This window comes from Burkholderia sp. Bp9140 (assembly GCF_003853425.1).
GTDB lineage: Bacteria > Pseudomonadota > Gammaproteobacteria > Burkholderiales > Burkholderiaceae > Burkholderia.
In genome coordinates this window covers 83,127-101,788 of sequence record NZ_QTPQ01000012.1, presented here as the reverse complement: position 1 = coordinate 101,788, position 18,662 = coordinate 83,127, and the positions used below count along the sequence as shown (strand labels likewise).

At 67.3% G+C, this 18,662-nt stretch carries 14 protein-coding genes; 10 read left to right on the top strand and 4 right to left on the bottom strand.

The window, feature by feature from the left end:
- Positions 1-313: 313 nt before the first annotated feature.
- Positions 314-487, top strand: coding sequence for a hypothetical protein (locus DIE21_RS37190; RefSeq protein WP_185640638.1), 174 nt, complete (start codon positions 314-316; stop codon positions 485-487).
- A gap of 82 nt (positions 488-569) precedes the next feature.
- Here DIE21_RS37190 and DIE21_RS12445 read toward each other — a convergent pair whose 3' ends face one another.
- Together DIE21_RS12445 and DIE21_RS12440 are read right to left on the bottom strand one after the other, a co-directional pair.
- A complete protein-coding gene (locus tag DIE21_RS12445; RefSeq protein ID WP_124498057.1) occupies positions 570-1,955 on the bottom strand; it encodes an undecaprenyl-phosphate glucose phosphotransferase in 1,386 nt (461 codons plus the stop codon).
- Positions 1,956-1,987: 32 nt separating this feature from the next.
- Complete coding sequence (locus DIE21_RS12440) at positions 1,988-2,770, bottom strand: Crp/Fnr family transcriptional regulator (protein ID WP_124497990.1); 783 nt, start codon at positions 2,768-2,770, stop codon at positions 1,988-1,990.
- A gap of 918 nt (positions 2,771-3,688) precedes the next feature.
- Here DIE21_RS12440 and DIE21_RS12435 point away from each other — a divergent pair.
- From DIE21_RS12435 to DIE21_RS12410, 6 genes are all read left to right on the top strand, one after another.
- Positions 3,689-4,471 carry a Crp/Fnr family transcriptional regulator gene (locus tag DIE21_RS12435; RefSeq protein WP_185642764.1) on the top strand — a complete coding sequence of 261 codons (783 nt, stop codon included), beginning with the start codon at positions 3,689-3,691 and terminating at the stop codon, positions 4,469-4,471.
- Positions 4,472-4,641: 170 nt separating this feature from the next.
- Entirely contained in the window at positions 4,642-4,893 is a 252-nt protein-coding gene (locus DIE21_RS12430) for an acyl carrier protein (RefSeq protein WP_057928325.1), read from the top strand.
- A complete protein-coding gene (locus DIE21_RS12425) occupies positions 4,890-6,086 on the top strand; it encodes an acyl-CoA dehydrogenase family protein (protein ID WP_124497988.1) in 1,197 nt (398 codons plus the stop codon). The genes DIE21_RS12430 and DIE21_RS12425 overlap by 4 nt, the downstream gene beginning before the upstream one ends.
- Complete coding sequence (locus tag DIE21_RS12420; RefSeq protein ID WP_124497987.1) at positions 6,083-7,063, top strand: amino acid--[acyl-carrier-protein] ligase; 981 nt, start codon at positions 6,083-6,085, stop codon at positions 7,061-7,063. The genes DIE21_RS12425 and DIE21_RS12420 overlap by 4 nt, the downstream gene beginning before the upstream one ends.
- Positions 7,060-8,115: a DUF1839 family protein gene (locus DIE21_RS12415; protein ID WP_124497986.1), complete on the top strand. Its 1,056-nt coding sequence runs from the start codon at positions 7,060-7,062 to the stop codon at positions 8,113-8,115. Before DIE21_RS12420 ends, DIE21_RS12415 begins: the two co-directional genes overlap by 4 nt.
- Positions 8,112-10,586 (top strand): glycosyl hydrolase 2 galactose-binding domain-containing protein, encoded by a 2,475-nt coding sequence (locus tag DIE21_RS12410; protein ID WP_124497985.1) that lies wholly within the window; start codon positions 8,112-8,114, stop codon positions 10,584-10,586. Before DIE21_RS12415 ends, DIE21_RS12410 begins: the two co-directional genes overlap by 4 nt.
- Positions 10,587-10,631: 45 nt before the next feature.
- Here the strand turns inward: DIE21_RS12410 and DIE21_RS12405 are convergent, their stop codons facing one another.
- Complete coding sequence (locus tag DIE21_RS12405; RefSeq protein WP_185642763.1) at positions 10,632-12,023, bottom strand: sigma-54 dependent transcriptional regulator; 1,392 nt, start codon at positions 12,021-12,023, stop codon at positions 10,632-10,634.
- 1,273 nt (positions 12,024-13,296) lie between these two features.
- Between DIE21_RS12405 and DIE21_RS12400 the strand changes: the two genes are divergently transcribed.
- A complete protein-coding gene (locus DIE21_RS12400; RefSeq protein WP_124498055.1) occupies positions 13,297-13,881 on the top strand; it encodes a drug:proton antiporter in 585 nt (194 codons plus the stop codon).
- Positions 13,878-15,494 carry a mannose-1-phosphate guanylyltransferase/mannose-6-phosphate isomerase gene (locus DIE21_RS12395; protein WP_124497984.1) on the top strand — a complete coding sequence of 539 codons (1,617 nt, stop codon included), beginning with the start codon at positions 13,878-13,880 and terminating at the stop codon, positions 15,492-15,494. The genes DIE21_RS12400 and DIE21_RS12395 overlap by 4 nt, the downstream gene beginning before the upstream one ends.
- A gap of 68 nt (positions 15,495-15,562) precedes the next feature.
- Here DIE21_RS12395 and DIE21_RS12390 read toward each other — a convergent pair whose 3' ends face one another.
- Positions 15,563-16,852, bottom strand: coding sequence for a nitrous oxide reductase family maturation protein NosD (locus DIE21_RS12390; RefSeq protein WP_124498054.1), 1,290 nt, complete (start codon positions 16,850-16,852; stop codon positions 15,563-15,565).
- Positions 16,853-17,281: 429 nt separating this feature from the next.
- Between DIE21_RS12390 and DIE21_RS12385 the strand changes: the two genes are divergently transcribed.
- Positions 17,282-18,331 (top strand): glycosyltransferase family 2 protein, encoded by a 1,050-nt coding sequence (locus DIE21_RS12385; protein ID WP_124497983.1) that lies wholly within the window; start codon positions 17,282-17,284, stop codon positions 18,329-18,331.
- The last annotated feature ends 331 nt before the right edge of the window (positions 18,332-18,662 follow it).

The window sequence follows — 18,662 nt, the reverse complement described above, 5'->3', positions numbered from 1 at the left end:
CGCAATGAGGCATGCGGCGCGCGGTTGTCGCGCCGGTGCACGGCGGGCCGGCATGCCTGGCTCGCCGCGCCCGGATACGCGCCCGGCCGCACGAAGCGCCGGACGCATTCGACGCAGCATAACCTCAATGCACACGCATGTGTTGGCCGGCTTCAGCACCCGCCGTGCGCGCGAAAACCGGGGACCGACGCGAAAACCTGCGCGGCCGCATTCGTCAGACGCAGCGGCCTTGAGGTCGATCAATCCCCTGAAAAAAGTTGCGTCATAGATTGAAAGCATGCGCGGCGAACCCGCGGCTTTCCGGGAGAACGTCATGTTGTTCGGCGTCGTCATCTGGGTGGCCCTTGCGGCCCTGTTCCCGACGATGGTCGTGCCGACGATCCAGCACGCCATCCAGCCGTCGAGCGCGCAAGCCGCACCCGACACCCACCCCGCTGTCTCGCCCGCTGCGTTGCCGGCGGCCGGGCAGCCGCCGGCGGACAGCTGAGTTCGGCTTGTGGTTCGCGGTCGAAGTGCACGTCGCATCGAGGGCGAGAAATCTTACCCGGAATACTTCGCAATCCTCTTCATTAAAACGCATTGCGTCCGACGAAGCCGCGCACGACCGTCATCATGATGATCTGCATGTCGAACCAGAAGCTCCAGTTCTGCATGTAGAACAGGTCGAACTTCACGCGTGCGGCCATCGCCTCGACCTTGCGCGTCTCGCCGCGATAGCCGTTAACCTGCGCCCATCCGGTGATCCCCGGCCGCACGCGATAGCGATACATGTAGCAGTCGATCAGTTGCCGGTAGAAGTCATCGTGTTCGATCGCGTGCGGACGCGGGCCGACCACCGACATCTGGCCGAACAGCACGTTGAAGAATTGCGGCAGCTCGTCGAGCGACGTGCGCCGCAGGAACGCGCCGACCGGCGTGATGCGCGCATCGTTGCGCGAGGCCTGCCGCACGACACCGGGCTGTGCGCGATGCACGCGCATCGTCCGGAACTTGAGGATATGGAATTCGCGCCCGTCGGCCCCCTTGCGGCGCTGCCTGAACAATACGGGCCCCGGCGACGACACCTTCACCGCGATCGCCAGCACCGCGAGCAGCGGCAGCAACGGGATCAGCACGGCGACCGCGAACAGCCGGTCGAACGCGAACTTTGCCCACCATTCCGGCGCGGAGCGCGGCGTGGTCGCGAGGTTGATGGCCGGCATGCCGAGCACATCGGTCGCGGAACGCTCGACGACTGCCATCTGCCGCACGTCCGGCAACAGCCGCAGTTCGACGAACTCGTCGCGCAGTTCGCGCACGATGCGCTGGATGCGCGACTCGTGCGACATCGGCAGCGTGAGCCACACTTCGTCGATCTCGCCGGCGCGGATCATGCGCCGCAGCGCGCCCCATTCGTCGATCACCGGCACGCCGCCGATCCCGTCCGCCGCGGCCGGCGCATCGTCGTCGAACACGCAGGCCGCCGCGAACGGTCCGGCCGGCTCGAGCTGCATTCGCTCGATCGCCACGCGTCCATAAGCGGTCGCGCCGACGACCGCGACCCGCCGCTGCCGCGCGCGCGGATCGCCGCGCTTCATCGCCAGCGCGCATAGCGCCAGCCTGCCGAGCAGCAGCGCCGCGTCACCGGACAGCACCGTCCGCGCGATCCAGCGCGTCGTGACGGTGCCGCCGCGGTTCATGATCCACATCGTGCCGACCAGCGTCAGCGTGCCCGCGCACACGACGGCAAGCACCGTGCGCGTCAGCACGGCGCCGCTGCCATGCGGTGACGCCGCGACGCGCGGCACGCGCACGGTGCGCGGCAACAGCGCGACGGTCAGCACGCACAGCAATGCAATCGCGCCGCGCTGCGCATCCGACAGATCACGCCACGCAAGCCCCATCGCAGCTTGTGCGGCGAGGGTCCCCGCCAGCACGAGCGCAACATCGGCCGTGGCGATCGCGGCACGCCGCATCGCATTCATTCCACCCGCCCTCGCATGCATCGTCACGCACCGTGCACGGGGAATCCGCCGTGCATGTCCTGCATGCGCGGCCGCACCGGCAGCGATCGCGCGCCGGCTCGCGAGCCGAGCAGCCGGCGATAGTCCGCGCGAATCAGCTCGTAGCACTCGCATGCCTGACGCTCCAGGCCATCGCGGTCGAGCACGGTGATGCGGCCACGACGCTGCCGGATCAACCCGGCCTCCTGCAGATTGCCGGCCGCCTCCGTCACGCCTTCGCGACGCACGCCGAGCATGTTCGCGATCGTCTGCTGCGTGACGGCCAGTTCATCGCCGTCGATCCGGTCGTGCGCGAGCAGCAGCCAGCGGCTCAATTGCTCGCTGACCGAATGATGCCGGTTGCACAGTGCGCTGCGCGAAATCTGCGCCATCGTCGCCTGACAGTAGTTCAGCAGCAGGCGATACGTCGCCGGCGAACGTTCGAATTCCGAGCGCATCACGCAGGTCGGCACGCGATAGGCCATCCCGCCGATGCGGACTTCGACGCGGTTCGACACCGCGGTGCCGCCGACGAGCGTCGCCAGGCCGACCACGCCTTCGCGGCCGACCACCGCGATCTCGACCATCGCCCCGTCCTCCATCAGGTGCTGCACCGACATCATGGCGGTCGTCGGGAAATGCAGGTGGCGCATCGGTTCCCCGACCCGGTCGAGCATGCCGGCCTTGATCCTGACCAGCTCGAGGTGCGGTGCAATGGCACGGATGCTGTCCTCCGGGAGGGCATCAAGAATGGCATTCGCCGAGAAGCTCGAGTGAAGATGAAGCATGTCTGTATCCCTTTTATCGTCCGCGCCGCATGCAGCCGCGCCAGCGGAACTCGTTATCGCGATGCGCGCCCGGACGGCGGCACGGGTTGCGGCCCACAACCCTCGATCCAATCGACCTGCGGCTTCGCGCCGCCGGATCGAATCGGCAGTCCCGTCTCGACACGCCCGTCCGAATAAGCGATTTACGTGCCAATACCCGCTCCATCCTTAATATATAAATGACTCGCGATTTAGAACGCCCGAATAGCCGGCAACAAGTCGCAAAAAGCGTCTCATTTCCGGACACCCACCGCCGTCGCGGACACAACACGCGATTCGACTGATCAATGACCACGGTGCACGCAGTAGCGCCGGCAGCGGCGCGCGGGAGCTTATCGTTCAAATACTTACGGCGTGTTTTCAATTGTTTCCGCGATGTCTCATCGCGACACCCGGGCAGAGCACCGCGCCCCTACTGGCCGTTTGAAACTGTCTCAATCTTGAATCGATCCACCAATTAACGGATTTGTAATACATCACACAAATCGCAGATAAGACCATGATTTCATTGACGAAAAATTAAAAACAATCATCGATTGTCAAATAATGTTCAATGCATCCATGATTTTTCATTGTACGATTCGCGCCGCTCACCGGATTAATTCACGATCAACACCAATTCACGCCCCATCCATCAATCCGTCTCAAGGCGATTAGCTCACGAAAACAGAAACTTCAAATCCATATAACGATTTAATTTACGCTGAATCGTCAAACTTTGTGAAATTACGTAATACGCAATTTATCGAATTCAGTTGCGTGCTAGCCTTTTCCCGCCATCGGAATTCGAATTCCGACGAACACAAGTCCGCACGCGCGTGCCAAATCCCCGTGGATGCCGCCGCGCGATGTGCGATCGCCCCCCTACGAGGATGCGCCGTGACTCACCAGGCCAATGACGCCATCGCCCACGCGAACGGCATGATCGAGCTTTCCCACAGCTTCGACGCCAACCGGTTTCTCGCGGCCCTCGACCGCGACGAACGCGCCACGCTGATTGCCAACCTTCAACTCGTTCACCTGAAATCGGGCCAGGTGTTGTGCGAGCCCGGTGAAATGCTCGCCGCGGTCTATCTGCCCGTCACGACGGCGATTTCGCTGCAATACGTGTCGTCCGGCGGCATGACGCTCGAAGTTGCTGAAATCGGCAGCGAGAGCGTCGTGTGCGACGACGTGATCGGCGGCAGCGGCCGGATGCCGTGCCGCGCCGTCGCATGCCGCGACGGCTTCGTCTACCGGCTCGACCGGCGAATCTTCGCCGCCGCGTTCGACGCGTCGCCGGTGATCCGCCATCTCGTGTTCGTCTGCGTGCGGCTGCTGATGGCCCAGGTATCGCAGATCACGTTCTGCAGCCGCCATCATGTACTCAAACATCAGTTATGCAGATGGTTCCTGCTCGCGTACGACCGGACGCGCAGCATCGAGATCCAGGTCACCCACAGCATGCTCGCGCAGATGCTCGGCGTGCGGCGCGAGACGGTCACGGACGCAGCCGGGGAGATCCAGAAGCTCGGCCTGATCCGCCAGTACCGGAGTTCGATCGTGCTCGCCGATCTGGCCGGCCTCGAGAAACTGTCGTGCGGCTGCCGCGCGATCGTGCGCGACGAGATAAGGCGCATCCTGTCGGCCGACTCGGGCGTGGCGGCCGCGGCGCGCGCGTGATGCGAACGGCATGTCGGCTGACGCGTGCGATCCGAGTCAGCCGATTGTAGGGTGGCGAACAGAACGCCGTGCGTGCGAATGGTCTACTGATGCCGGACTGCCGGGGGGATGCCAGCGCGCTGCGCGCGTCCGCCCGTGCGGACGACACCACACGCACGCCGGAGCAGCACGTGAAAAACGACATCAGAACCATCCTCAAGCACGTCGCCCACCTCGAAGCCGCGATCGATTCGATCGGTGACGGGGACGACCTCTACGAAGCGGGCCTCTCCTCGCTCGACACGATCCAGTTGATGCTCGCGATCGAGAAGCAGTTCAACATCGAGATTCCCGACGAGATGCTCAACCGCAATCTGTTCCGCAGCATCGACGCACTCGCGGACACGATCGCGACCCTGCAACGCTCCGAGCATTCGGCATGAGCGCGCTGCTTCCGGAACTCGCGGCCGACGACGAAGCACGCCGGCTCGACGAGGCCGCGCATGCGGTCGCGCAAATCGCCGCCCAGCACGCGGACGCCGTCGATCGTGACGCGCGCTGCCCCGTCGAGGCGATCGAGGCCATGCGCGCACGCCGCCTGTTGAGCGCGATGGTCCCCACCCAGCTCGGCGGTGCGGGCGCGTCGTTGGCCGACATCGCATCGGCATGCTCGATCCTCGGCCAGGCCTGCGCATCGTCGGCGATGGTGTTCGCGATGCACCAGATCCAGGTCGCCTGTATCGCCAACCACGCGGCCGACCAGGGCTGGCACAAGCTGTTCCTCCAGCAGCTCGTGCGCCATCAATGGCTGCTCGCGTCGGCGACGTCGGAGGACGGCGTCGGCGGCAACCTGCGCGCGAGCCAGTGCGCGCTCGAGACCAGCGGCGGCGAATTCCGGCTGCACAAATCCGCGCCGACGATCTCGTACGGCGATTACGCGGACGGCATCCTCGCGACCGCGCGGCGCGATGCCGACGCGCCGGCGTCCGAACAGGTGCTCGTCACGCTGCTGCGCGACGGCTATACGCTCACGCGCCGCGGCGAATGGGACACGCTCGGCATGCGCGGCACGTGCAGCAACGGATTCATGCTCGACGCACAGGGCGCGACCGTCCAATGCCTGCCCGTGCCCTTCGCGCAGATCGCCGAGCAGACGATGGTGCCGGTTTCGCACATCCTGTGGGCGGCGGTATGGATCGGGGTGGCCGGCGACGCGTTCCATCGCGCGCACCAGTTCTTCCGCGCGCAGGCGCGCCAGACCGACGGCGCTCCGTCGCCCGCGTCGCGGCGCATCGCCGAATCGCTTGCGCTGATGCAGGCGATGCAGGCGCGCGTCGACAACGTGCTGCGCCTCTATTCAAGCGCGTCTACCCGCTCGTGGTCGGGCGGCATGGCCTGGGCCGCCGAGATCAACACGCTGAAGACCTATGTGTCGTCGACGGCTCTCGAGGTCGTGCAACAGGCAATGATGATCTGCGGGATGGCCGGCTACAAGCACGGCACGCCGTTCAGCATCGGCCGCCACCTTCGCGACCTGCACGCGGCGCCGCTGATGATCAGCAACGACCGCATTGCCGCCAATACCTCGAGCCTGCTGCTCGCACTGCGTCCCGCGACGCTGGAGAAACATTCGTGAACGACCGCCTCTCCGTGCCCTCCGCCGCTTCCGCTGCCACTCCGTCCGACGCGCCGCTCGACCGCGCAGGCGTCAATCCGCTGCGCGACGAGTTGATCGATGCGGGCCTGCTCGTGTCGACCGGCATCCAGGGCCTGTTCGGCCGCAGCGAGCGGTTCGAGCGCGTCGTCGAAGCGCTCGACGCCTTCGTCACGCGTCTCGGCGCCGACCAGCAGGCCGAAGTGCTGCGCTTTCCGCCGGCGATGAGCCGCACCGAATTCGAGCGCAGCGAATACATGAAGAGCTTCCCGCAACTCGCGGGCAGCGTGCATGCGTTCCGCGGCGACGAACGACGGCACCAGCGCCTGTTGCAGTGCCTCGATCGCGGCGAGGACTGGACCGAAGACCAGAAGCCGACCTACGTCGTCATGACGCCGGCCGCCTGCTACCCGGTCTATCCGGTCGTCGCGCGCGCGGGTGCGCTGCCCGACGACGGCCGCATCGTCGACGTGTTCTCGTACTGCTTCCGCCACGAGCCGTCGCTCGACCCGACCCGCATGCAGCTGTTCCGGATGCGCGAGTACATCCGGATCGGCACGCCCGAGCAGATCGTCGCGTTCCGCGCGACGTGGATGGAGCGCGGCACGCGGATGATCGAGGCGCTGCGCCTGCCGAACGCGATCGATCTCGCCAACGATCCGTTCTTCGGGCGCGGCGGCAAGATCGTCGCGAACAGCCAGCGCGAGCAGAACCTGAAGTTCGAGCTGCTGATCCCGATCGAGCACGACGACCGCCAGACCGCATGCCTGAGCTTCAACTATCACATGGATCACTTCGGGCTGCTGTGGGACATCCGCACCGCAACGGGCGACGTCGCGCACACGGGTTGCGTCGGCTTCGGTCTCGAGCGGCTGACGCTCGCGCTGTTCCGTCATCACGGCTTCGACCTCGACGCATGGCCGGTTGAAGTCCGCGACGTGCTGTGGGGGACGCGATGAAATTCGTGTCCCGCGACGGCGAGGACGCGTCGTTCGAGGACGTGCGCCACCGCGCACGCCACTACCGGCCGCACCCGCTGCACAGTCACGAGATGGTCTGGAAACAGACCAACTGCTACGTCGACATGTGGCTCGAGGTGCTCCGGTGGTGGGGTCTCAATCCGTACGCGGCGCTGCCGTTTACGATCGCGCTCGATTTCGAGGGCGACCAGTTCACGTTCTTCAAGTTTCCGCACGACGAGCTGGAGCGGCTCTACGGCATCGTCGTGCAGGAGCACTCGATCTACGAACCGCTCGACCAGCACATCGAGACGCAAGTCGCGCGCGGTCACCTGATGATCGTCGAGGTCGACGCGTGGTTCCTGCCCGACACGCGCGGCAGCAGCTACCGCACGCAGCATACGAAGACGACGATCGGCATCGACTCGATCGATCGCACGCGCCGTCAGATCGGCTACTTCCACAACAGCGGCTATTACGTGGCCGAGGATTTCGACTACAACGGCCTCGTCGGCGACTGCTCGCCGATGTCGCTGCCGCCGTACGTCGAATGCGCGAAGCGGCGTTTCGCGCCGCTCGACGAGCGCACGCTGCGCGACGTGTCGCTCGCGTCGCTGCAGCGCCACTTGCACCGCCTGCCGGTCGTCAATCCGGTCTCGGCGTTCCGGCGCCGCTTGCAGAGCGACGCAAAGTCGCTCGCCGATGCGCCGCTCGAACGCTTCCATGCCTACTCGTTCAATTCGGTGCGGCAACTCGGCGCGAACTTCGAACTGTTCGGCCATTACGCGCGCTGGCTGCAGGCAAGCGGCTGCGTCGGGCCGTTCGCGGAGATTCGCGCCGCCTGCGACCGCATTGCATCCGAGGCGATGGTGCTGGAATTCCGGCTCGCGCGGGCCTGCGCGCGCGGCAAGGAAGAACGCGGCGACGCGACGCTGGACGCGATCGAAGCGGCTTACACCGACCTGATCGACTGCGCGCGGCAGATCGCCCTGCCGTTGCAGCATGCGGTGCCCGTTCGCATCGACGCGGCCGCCGTGCCGGTGATGCGGTGACACGCGCGAGCACGGCGCTTGCGTGGTCGATGCTCGCGACGGCCGCGGGCGCCGTGCGCGGGCCGCTCGAACTCCCCGCCGACGGCTGGATCGCCGCCCCTGTCCCCGGCACGGTCGCCCAAGCGCTGGCGCTGGCCGGCCAGCCGGACGATACGGCATCGCTCGACGAGCGCGACCACTGGTATCGCGTCGAACTGCGCGGGCACGGGCCGCGCATACTGCGCTTTCACGGGCTCGCGACGCTCGCCGAAGCATGGCTCGACGACACGCCGATCCTCCGCTCGGACAGCATGTTCGTCGCGCACGACGTGCCCGTGCCGCTCGACGGCACGCACCGGCTCACCCTCTGCTTCCACGCCCTCGCGCCGCACCTGCGCGATGCACGCGCACCGCGCCGTGCACGCTGGCGCACGCGACTGGCCGAACCGGCGACGCTGCGCACCGTTCGGACGTCGCTGCTCGGGCACATGCCCGGCTGGTTTCCGCGCTGCGTGCCGACCGGACCATGGCGGCCCGTCGACGTGCTCGATCCGGCCGACGGCCCGATTCTCGTCCATTGCGACCTGCATGCGCGCATCGACGGCGACACCGGCTGGCTCGATGCGGACCTCGCGTTCGCCGCGCCGCTGCCCGACGCGTTCGCGGCCCGGCTGTCGTGCGGCGAACATCACGCGACGCTCGAGCGCCGCGGCGCCGATCGGCTGCATGCAACTGTCGCGGTGCCCGACGTGCGCCGCTGGTGGCCACACACGCACGGCGAACCGGTGCTCTACGACGTCGCGCTGCATATCGGCGCCGAACGAATGCCGCTCGGCGCGACGGGCTTCCGCACGATCGAGCAGGACGCGGGCGACGACGGCAACGGGTTCGGGCTGCGTGTGAACGGCGTGCGCGTGTTCGCGCGCGGCGCATGCTGGAGCAGCGCCGCGCCGCTCGCGCTGCACGCGGACGACGCGACCTATGGCCATTTGCTCGGGCTCGCGCGCGACGCCGGTTTCAACATGATTCGCATCGGCGGCACGATGACCTACGAGGCCGACGCATTCCACGCGTGGTGCGACCGGCTCGGGCTGCTGGTCTGGCAGGACCTCATGTTCGCGAACTTCGACTACGCGCTCGACGATCGCGCGTTCGCGCAGGCCGTCGATCGCGAAGCCGAACAGTTTCTCACGCGCCACCGCGCGTCGCCGTCGCTCGCGGTGCTGTGCGGCGGCAGCGAGATCGCGCAGCAGGCCACGATGTCGGGCCTCGGGCCGAAACAACGCTTCCTCGAACTGAGCGCCGAGCGCCTCGCCGGCCATGCGGCGGCACGGCGGCCCGACGCGCTTTACGTCCCCGACTCGCCCGACGGCGGCGCGCTGCCGTTCATGCCGCGCGAGCGCGTGTCGCACTACTACGGTGTCGGTGCATACCTGCGCCCGCTCGACGACGCGCGTCGCGCCGACGTGCGCTTCGCGAGCGAATGCCTCGCGTTCGCGAACGTGCCATGCGATGCGATGCTCGCGAGCCTCGGCTGGCCGGGCGTTCATGAGCCGCGCTGGAAGGCGGCCGTGCCGCGCGACCCCGGCACATCGTGGGATTTCGACGATATTCGCGATCACTATCTGCAGACGCTGTACGACGTGGTGCCCGATCGCTTGCGGCGCGAGGATCCGTCGCGCTACTTCGAGCTGTCGCGCGCGGCGATCGCGGACCTGATGCGGGACACGTTTTCCGAATGGCGGCGCACCGGCTCGCGCTGCGCGGGAGCGCTCGTCTGGCAGTTCCAGGACGTGATGGCGGGCGCCGGATGGGGCCTGCTCGATGCGACGCATCGGCCGAAATCGGCGTGGTATGCGCTGCGCCAGGTGCTTCAGCCGGTGCAGGTCCTGCTCGTCGACGAAGGGCTGAACGGCCTCGACGTGCACGTGATCAACGAGCGGCCGGCGCCGCTGCCGGCGGCCGTCGAGCTGGTCGCGCTGCGCGACGGCCGCACGCCGGTCGCACGCGCCGGCGGGCCCGTCCGGATTGCCGCGCACGACACGGTGCGGCTCGGCTCGGCCGAATTGCTCGGCCGCTTCTTCGACTGGACCTATGCGTATCGCTTCGGCCCCTGCGAGCACGACACCGTCGTCGCGACGCTGCGCGCCGACGACGGCACGCTGCTGTCGCAGGCCTTCTACTTCCCGTCCCGCACGCATCCGGCCGTGTTCGCACGCCGCGAGCCCGGCATCGAGGCATGCGTGTCGCGCACCGATGACACGTGGCACGTCGACATCGACACGCGCCACGTCGCACGTCACGTGCAGATCGACGCGCCGGGCTTCGTGCCGTGCGACGACTGGTTCGATCTCGCGCCCGGCACGCCGGCACGCGTCGCGCTCGTGCCGCTCGACGATACCGGCGGCCATCGGACCGCCGGCGTGCCGCCGAGCGTCGAGATCCGCGCGGTCAATGCCGCGCGAACCGTGCGCGCGGCGCCGGCCGGCTGACACGAGCGGGGCCGAACCTGCGGTCGCGCGGCCGCGCCGCGCACGTCAGTCCGACGATCCCGTGCCGCGCGGCCGCTCGATTCCGTACGCTTCCATCCAGCGATAGAGCGTCGCCCGCGACACGCCGAGCTCGCGCGCGGAAGCGGCGACGCGTCCGCGGGTGCGCAGCAGCGCGGTTTCGATCGCTTCGCGCTCGATCGACTTGCGGATGTCGGCGACGGACGGCGACGCGGCGTCGAGACAGTATTCGAGCTCGAGATCCTGCGCGGTGATCAGGCGCCCTTCGGTCATCACGACCGCGCGCCGCACACGGTTGATCAGTTCGCGGACATTGCCCGGCCAGTCGTGCTTGTAGAGCGCCGTGATCGCATCCGTCGAGAAGCCGCGCACGCGATGGCGCGCGTCGCCGCGAAAGCGTTCGAGCATGTGATGCGCGAGCAATTCGATGTCCTTGCCGCGCGCACGCAGCGGCGGCTGGTCGATGCGCATCACGCAAAGGCGATGGAACAGATCCGCGCGAAACCGCCCCTCTTCCATCGCTTCGCGCAGGTCGACGTGCGTCGCGGAGACGATCCGCACGTCGACCGGCACCGGATCGCTGCCGCCGAGCCGGTGAATCGCGCGCTCCTGCAGGAAGCGCAGCAGGCTCGCCTGGCTCTCGTGTGGCAGGTCGCCGATTTCATCGAGCAGCAGCGTGCCGCCGTTCGCGGCTTCGACATAGCCGATCTTGCGCGCGTTCGCGCCGGTAAACGCGCCGCGCTCGTAGCCGAAGAGTTCCGATTGCAGCAGGTGTGACGGGATCGCTCCGCAGTTGACCGCGACGAACGGGCCGTTGCGCCGTTCCGAATGACGATGGATCGCGACGGCCGTCAGTTCCTTGCCGGTTCCCGTCTCGCCGAACACGAACACCGGTGCGTCCGTGCGCGCGAAACGCCGCACCGTATCGAACAGCCGCAGCATCGCGCTGCAGGTGCCGACGATGCCGTTCTCCTGCGATTCGAGGCGTTCGCGATCGCGCGCGAACAGGCATTCCATCCCGTACGCATGGCCGACCGTATCGGCGACGCGCTGATGCGACGCGGGCAACGTGATGTAGTCGAAGCAATAGTCGCGCAATAGCGCACGCACGTTCGGGGAGGCGGTCTGACCGGTCTCGACGAGCGCGACCCACACGACGTCGCGCATCGACGCGCAGGTGGACGCGATGCTGCCGATCGCGTCGGCATGGCCGCCGCTCAGGTCGAGGATGCCACAGGTGACTTCGCCGGAGGTGTCGCGCAGATCGCTTGCCTGCGCGACGATCGTCACTTTCCAGTCGCGTCGCGCGAGTTCCTTGCGAAGCATGACGGACGGCGACTCGGTCCAGTAAATCAGGGGACGCTGCCCGGTATTCTTCCCCCCGCCGGCGCTCTTATCGCGCGTTATTGGCATATTCATAACGAACCATCACTTTCTCCACTCCGCGAACCGTTCGCGTGCGCTGCGGGCGGCGGCGCATGGCCGCCGGTCCGCGCTGCGTTTCCGCAGCTTTGGCGAAGATCGAAACTGCACACGGCGAGAGCCCCCGGAGGTCGAGCCGGATGTCATCCGGCCTCGTTGTCATCGAACTCGAAGGGAACGCGCGGCTGCGGGAGCCACGACGTTCCGGCTTTGATGCGACGCGCCGTCAGGCGGGGCACGTCGGCAAACGGGAATTCCGTCCGCATGTGCGTCGCGTCGTACACGACAGCCGCGCTCGATGCTGAACCGGATGGCTGCCAACCCGCGTTCGGAATGGCTGCCTCATTTCGTCCGCTCCTGAATTTACACCCCGTATCGAGATGGCCTTGTTACCAAACGATAAACATCGATTCAGCCGGTTACGCTGCCGCCCGCCGGCGCGGCACGCGTTTAGCGACTCAGATTTGATTATCTACGACCATTCCCGTCAATCAGTGGCAAATACTACTTTTCTGCAAGATCGGTGCCGCCCATTGCTCGCGATTCGCGCCGAAATCGCATGAAAAATCCGCACAGCGTATTTCCTGCGTCGGTAATCGCGAGCCTCGTGCGACACCAGCATGACACATCGAACGCAGGCGAGCCGCGCGCGTTCGTTACAACGTCGTAACGAAGCGTCCGGCCGTACTGCCCCGCGCCCAGGCGTCGCCGCGCCTGGCCGGGCCGGCCGATCACGGATTCCGCGCAGTGGCGAAGCATCGCCGATCGCCGCGAAAGCGGCCGCGTTGTCCGCCTCCCGCCGCAATGCAGCATGCCCCCCGCGCACGGTACGTACGCGCTGTCGTTGCCGACGCACCAATGCAAGTATGCGCGTGCCGGAACGACGGTGTCCGAATGAAGTGCGTGCGCCAGGCACCGCGAAGCACGACCTGCCCGTCGTGAACGATCGCAATATTCAAGTACAGCCCCTCGGTTCTTCAAGCGCGTTCGATGCCGACGGCCGGTGCTGCGGGTTTCGCAGCAGGCCGTCGCGACGGTTCAATTATGGAAAAGCCTCCCGACGGTCAGTGTGTGCTACCGCACATTGCCCCGCTCGCGGCATGCGGCCGCGTCGCACAGCCCGCGCCGGGCCCGCGCGAAGCGGGTGTGTGAGTACGCTTTCGAACAGACCGGCGCGCGCCGCATCCGCATCATGGACATCGCCGCGCCGCACCGCACGAACGCGTTCGTGCGGCTCGGCTTGCTGAAGGCTTCACACGAGGACCGCATCATGGAATGGCATTGTTGTGAATTCGAACATCTGAGCGCCGTCGATCTCTATGCAATCCTGCGTTCGCGCAACGCGGTGCTGGTGGTCGAGGATGCGCACACGCATCTCGACATCGACGGCAAGGATGCGCACGCGCTGCACGTGTTCGCGCGCATGCGCACGGGCGACACGACCGAAGTCGTCGCCTATGCGCGCGTGCTGCCCGGCGACGACGCGGATCCGGACGTCGTGATCGACAAGGTGCTCACGCGCGAGGCATGTCGCGACGACTCCACCCTCGAGCAGCTGATGCAGCGCGCGATCACGGCCGCTCAGGCCGCATGGCCCGACGTGGCGGTGCGCACGCACGTTCCTGCCCAGCGCCAGGCATTCTACAAACGCTTCGGATTCCGCAAGGCCTACGGACCCTATCTCGAACAGGGTGCACCGTTCGTCGGTCTCGTGCGGCCGGTGGACCGCAGCGCCGGCGCGCTGCGTCAGCTGCTGTCGCGGACCGTCTCGGCATCGCGGTCGCGAAACGAGGACGCGCGCATCGACGGCCGTGCTCATAACCGGCTGTCCGCCGATACCGGAGCCAATCGATGACCACCACCCTTCGCCCGGTTCCCGAACCCGATCTGCCCTGCATCCTGCCCGTCATTCTCGCCGGCGGTTCGGGCACGCGGCTCTGGCCGCTGTCGCGCGAGCAGTATCCGAAGCAACTGATCGAGCTGACCTCGAACGAGTCGCCGCTGTCGGCGACCGCGCGCCGCCTGAACGGCATCGCGAACGCGTCGCTCGGCGACACGCTGCTGCTGGTATGCGGCGAACAGCATCGCATCATGAGCGCCGTGCAGGTGCTCGGGCGCGCGGCGCCCGCGCGCATCCTGCTCGAACCGGCCGCGCGCAATACGGCGCCTGCGCTGACGCTCGCGGCGCTCGACGCCAGTGTGCTCGCCGACGATCCCGTCCTCGCGGTCATGCCGGCCGATCACGTGATCGGCGACGTCGGCGCATTCCAGGAAGCGATCGGGCGCGCGGCACGCTACGCGCAGGAAGGCGCGATCGTCACGCTCGGCGTGCTGCCGCGCCGCGCGGAAACCGGCTACGGCTATATCCAGGTGGGCGAACCGCGCACCGGTCGCCTTGGCGGACAAGGCGGCTACACGATCGGGCGCTTCGTCGAGAAGCCGAACGCCGCGCTCGCCGAGCGCTACCTGCATTCGGGCGACTACTGGTGGAACAGCGGGATTTTCGTCACGCGTGCCTCGACCTGGCTGCAGGCGATCCGCGCGCTCGCGCCCGACATCCATGCGGCCTGCGACGCGGCTTGGCGCGCGGGCATCGCCGAGGATCCGTTCTTTCGAATCGACGCGGCGGCCTTCGACGCCTGCCCGTCCGACTCGATCGACTGCGCGGTGATGGAACGCCTCGCGGAGAACCCCGAACTCGGCATCGAAGGCATCGTGGTGCCGCTTTCGGCAGGCTGGTCGGACGTCGGCACCTGGGATGCGATCTGGGAAATCATGCCGAAGGACGATCAGGGTAACGTCGCGCGCGGCCCGATCATGTTCGAGGGCACGCAGAACAGTCTCGTGCGCTCGGAAGGCCGGCTGATTGCGTGCGTCGGAATGAAGGACGTCGTGGTGATCGAGACGCCCGACGCGGTGCTGGTCGCGAACAAGCACGACGTGCAGCGTGTGAAGAACATCGTCGCGCGCCTGAAGACCGAGCGGCGCCCGCAGGCGAGCGAGCACCGCAAGGTGCAGCGGCCGTGGGGGCACTACGATTCGATCGATCTCGGCGAGCGGTTCCAGGTGAAGCGGATCGTCGTCGAACCCGGCAAACGGCTGTCGCTGCAGATGCACTATCACCGCGCCGAACACTGGATCGTCGTGCGCGGCACCGCGAAGGTCACGCGCGGCGACGAGACCTTCCTGCTCAGCGAAAACGAATCGACCTACATCGCCGTCGGCGAGGTCCACCGTCTCGAGAATCCCGGCCGGATTCCGCTCGAGATCATCGAGGTGCAGTCGGGCGAGTATCTCGGCGAGGACGATATCGTGCGGTTCGACGATCAGTATGGACGGCCGGTCGCCGAGACCGCGCAGTCGCGACCGAGGCCGGCGGCAGCACAGCTGACGCCGCTTGCACCGCGCTCATCGGGCGAGCCGGGCGAACCGCAGGAGGAAGCGGCCGAACGCGACGCCGTTCGATAGGTGTGTACGGATCGCGCCGGCGCGCTCGCCGCATTTCGCGCTCGCCGCGCGGCCTATCCGGCACCGGGTCAATCGATGCCTCCCTGCGACCAGCGCGCCTGCCTGACGGCGTCCCGCACGCGCGGCAGCAAAGACGAATCCGCGCCGGCCGCATCGGCCCCGGTCGCCGTCGACCGATACGCCGCCGCACACGTCGCCCCTTTCGCCTGGGCCGCCGATGGCCGTGACGGCCCGCCGCTCGCGCATTCCTTGCCGGGGCCGACCCGCACCGGCATGCCCCCGATGCCCGACAACGCGTTATCCGTGAGCCGCACGCCGGATACGTTCCCCCACAAGCGAATGCCGTCGAATCGCGCATGCGACACGCGGTTGCCGATTACGGTCACGCGTGCCACCGAACCCGACCATGTGCTGATCTCGATCGCTGCCTGCTGCGTGAGCGGACGCGAATCGGTCCGCCCCGTCGCGGTCTGGATATCCGCGATCACGTTGTTCTCGATGCGGATGTCGGACGCTCCGTAGGTCCCGTTGCTGTCCTCCTGGGCGACGAGAATCCCGGAGCTGACCTGCACGTTGCGCACGATGTTGTTCGAGATGGTGACGTCCGCGCCGCCGACCACCGTGATGCCTCGTCCCCATGGATTGCCTTCCAGCGAATTGCCGGTAATCAGCACGTTGCGTGTCAGCACGCCCTCGGACCGGTAGCTCACGACGGCGATCATGTCGTCGCCCGTGCCGCGCACGACATTGCCCTGAACGAGCACGTCGTGCGAGCCGTGCGTCATGTGAATGCCGTCCGCCAGCGTCGACAGCACCTCGTTGCCGACGATCGCGACGGCCGAGCCGCCGAACACGAACACGCCGGCGCCGGCGCCGCCGTCGATCACGTTGTCGAGCACCTGCACACCGCGCCCCGTCACTTCGACCTTCGTCGACGCCGGCGTCGTGAGACGCGTCGTGCCGGTGCCCGCGAGCCGGAAGCCGGCGAGCGTCGTACCGATGCCGCGCATCTCGATCGTCTGGTCGTCCGGGGTGGTCGCGATCAGCGTCGCGCCGTAGCCTGACAACACCACATCCGGCTGCCGCACGACCAGCGAACGGCCGACCACGTACCGCCCCGGCGCGAATACCAGTCGCTGGCCCGGCTGCAACGCGTCCAGCGCATGTTGCAGCATGTCGGCCTGATCGGACGCGTCCGCGGCGGGACGCACGTACGCGTCCGGCACATTCGCATGAAGCGCGCCGGGCGCACGCGCACCGGATGCTGCCGCGGCACCCTCCGGCCACGCCAGCCCGCCTGCCATGCAGATGCCGGCGATCACCGCGCACGCGCGGAACAGGCATTGCGATCTACGCATATCGAATCGTTTCCCTGGAATGACGTCACGCGCGTCGGCCTGCGCCCGCGAATCGCCGCGTGCCGGCCGGGTTTCCCACCCGCGACACCGCGGAAGCGGACGACGCGATACGCTCGATTGGATCATTCGATCCGGTGGGTGTCGGTGCGTCAACAGACCAATGCATCCTGCCTGCGCTGCACGATCCCGCGTGCCGGTCGGCGATTCGTCTCACTTCCATGCGGGATATCGCCGAACGGTAGGCTCGCGAACCGAGTGCCGAATGGCCACGCGTATCATGGCCACCATGCGACGCGGCCGCGCTCCGGCATCGCCTGAAGGCACCGGTCGCACCCGATCCCGCGTCGCGGCCCCGACGTGCGGTGCGCTCGGGCACCGCGCGCACCGGGCCTCCGGACCGTCCGCTCTTCGCTCATCCAGAACCCGTTCATGACCGACCTGACCATCGCCATCTGCAACTACAACCACGGCGCATACCTGCGCGACGCGATCGATTCGGCGCTCGCGCAGACCGCGCCCGGGGTACGCGTGCTGGTCGTCGACGACGGTTCCACCGACGCTTCGCGCGACATCATTCGCGCGTATGGCGAGCGCGTCACGGCGGTGTTCCAGGAAAATCGCGGCCAGGTCGCCGCGTACAACCGCGCGCTCGAGCATGTCGCGACGCGCTACGTGATCCTGCTCGACGCGGACGACCTGCTCTATGCAGACGCCGCGGCGCGCGTGCTGGCCGCGTTCGCGTCCGGCGACTTCGTGAAGGTCCACTTCCGGCTCGACGTGATCGCGCGGGACGGTGCGATGACCGGCGCGAGCGTGCCGCAATCGGCCGTCGACACCGATTGCGGCCGCCTGTTGCGCGCGGGCTGGCTGTACCCATCGCCGCCCGCGTCCGGCAACGCGTACCGGGTCGATGCATTGAAGCGCATCTTTCCAGTGCCCGTCACCCCCGACAACCTGCACGGCGCCGATTTCTACGCGATTTACGGGATCGCGTTGCTCGGCGCCGTGCGCATGATCGACGCAACGCTCGGCGGGTATCGCGTGCATCAGCAGTCGGATGCACATCCGGCCGGCGACCCGCCGGCCCTGGCCCTCACCAATTCGGAAGACGCCGCGACGGGCGCGCTGAAGGCCGAACGCCGTTGGTCGACGCTGCGCATGCTCGCCGGCACGCGGCTGCACGAAGCGTTGCCGATCGCGCCGCTCGACTTCGCGATCGAGAAGGCCCGCTTCGCCAGCACGCTGTATCACGCACCGCTCGTGCGGCGCTGGCGCTGGTTCCTGTGCGAATCCGGACGCTACTGGCATACCGTGCTGCGCAATCCGTTCTGGCGTCCTGCGAAGAAAGTGGCCGTCGCCGGGCTGTCGCTCGCCTGCCTGCTGCCGTCGTCGACGCTCAGCAATCGTGCGATCCGCTATATCTCCAATCCGCTCGCGCGCGTGCGCAAGTCGTCCGGGCAGCGCGTCGGCACGCGATAGCGTCGTCGGGCCGTGACTTCCGGCGCCGAATCGCTTCTTCGGTAAGCCATCGCACCCAGTGGATCCTGCATGCGCAGCACAATGATCCGGACCAGTGGATTCACGCGCACTGACCGGACTTCGCCGTTGCCTCGTCTCCAGTCGCCCTAGTCGAACGGCGACCCATGATGTTCCGACGAATCGAACCGGCATGCGACATGCCGCATCGATTCGTCGCGCCGCATCGTGCTCGTGCCCTTCGGCAACGTCGACCCGATATCGCACCGGCGTGAATCGAGCGGCCACCTCGTCCGGTTCGCACACGCGAACTCGACAGCGGGATCCAATGGTC